This is a genomic window from Arthrobacter sp. JCM 19049 (assembly GCF_001310435.1).
The window spans coordinates 1-1,411 of record NZ_BAXF01000537.1; the positions used below are offsets into that span (position 1 = coordinate 1).

The 1,411-nt window shown below is 65.3% G+C and carries 2 protein-coding genes; one reads left to right on the top strand and one right to left on the bottom strand.

The features are described 5' to 3' along the window. Positions 1–274: 274 nt before the first annotated feature. Positions 275–1,039 (bottom strand): hypothetical protein, encoded by a 765-nt coding sequence (locus JCM19049_RS14215; protein WP_054821902.1) that lies wholly within the window; start codon positions 1,037–1,039, stop codon positions 275–277. Between the two features lie 177 nt (positions 1,040–1,216). Here JCM19049_RS14215 and JCM19049_RS14220 point away from each other — a divergent pair. Continuing rightward, positions 1,217–1,411: phosphoglycerate mutase family protein (locus JCM19049_RS14220; RefSeq protein WP_279403271.1), on the top strand; the 195-nt coding region annotated here is incomplete at its 3' end.

Consider the following 1,411-nt stretch of genomic DNA (forward strand, 5'->3'; position numbering starts at 1 on the left):
CTGATGCCGCGGCCCCGGTTGGGCCCGGCGGCGGCGCGCTTTGCCTGAGGTGACGGGTCCGACCTTGGAAAACGGTTCGGGCGGTGGTGCGGCCTGCTGGTCCGGTGCTGGGCAACCATGACCTTATTGTGCGCCCCTTTACGGGGAAAGGAACCGGTGGACCGGGGATATTTTTCTCGGGAACCGGCCAGGCGTTAACGACCGAACCCCACCGGCGCTCCGGGCCGTGAGGCCGGTGCCGGTGGGGTTCGAAGGCTGGGTGAGCGGGTGTGGTCTAGCGGTAGCCGGCCTGCCGGGCGGCGCGGCGCTGGGCAATGTACTGGCTGGAAGGACGCAGCCAGGAGCACACGACGCCGGCGATGCCCAGCAGCACGCTGGCCACGTAGGCGGTGGTCAGCATTCCCACGTCCGCGGCATTGGCGTACATGGCGATGGTCGGCACCACGCTCAGCAGGCCCAGCAGCGACAGGGCGGCCAGGATGGTGGCGATGATGCGCATGGCGTTCACGCCGCGGCCAACGAAGAAGCCAACCAGGAAGTAGGCGATCAGGGTCAGGACAATCGAGACCATGGTGAAGGCGGTCATCGCCCCGGAAATCGCGTTCATCATCTGGTCGGGGTTCTCCAGCATCTGCTGCAGCTGCGGGTCATTGCCCAGGCTCGGATCCGCTTCCATCTGGCGGCGCAGTTCGGACTGGAACAGGTCCCACTCCGAACGGATGATGCCGGCGAAGAACTGGGTGCGGTCCAGCAGCCAGCTGCTCAGGGCCGAGACCACACCGGCGGCCAGGATCAGCCAGAACGCCAGCTGCAGGGTGCGGGGACGCTCTGCCGGGGGCTGCACCGGAGCGTACCCGCCGGCTGGCGGGTAGGCGTACTGCGGGGGCTGGGCATAGGGATTGGATTGTTGCGAAGGATCCGGCTGCCCGTACGGGTTGGAGCCGTACGCCGGGGGCTGGGGCGCCGCACCCCCGTAGGGGTTGTAGGGCGTGGAACCCTGCGGCTGGTCGCCGGGCTGGTTCGGGTCAGTGGAACTCATGGGAACTTCCTTCATGCGACTGCTGGATTATCTACACAACCCTAGTGGATGGGGGTTTGCGCCGGACACCTCCGAAAGGATGGTTTTTGTATATGCGAATCCCATGCGCAGGCTGTGAAAACTTGAGTGTGGCCACAATCCGACGGTTTTCCCGAAAATCTTTGAGAGAATGAGTCCATGCCTAAATCGACCGTCCATTTGCTGCGCCATGGGGAAGTGCAGAACCCCGATCGCATCCTCTACGGGCGGATCCCCGGTTACGGGTTATCCGAACTGGGAATGGAAATGGCCGAACGCGCCGGAAAGTACTTCGGCGAGCAGGCCGCGGAGGGCGCGAAACTGGTGCGCCTGGTCGCCTCCCCGCTGCTGCGG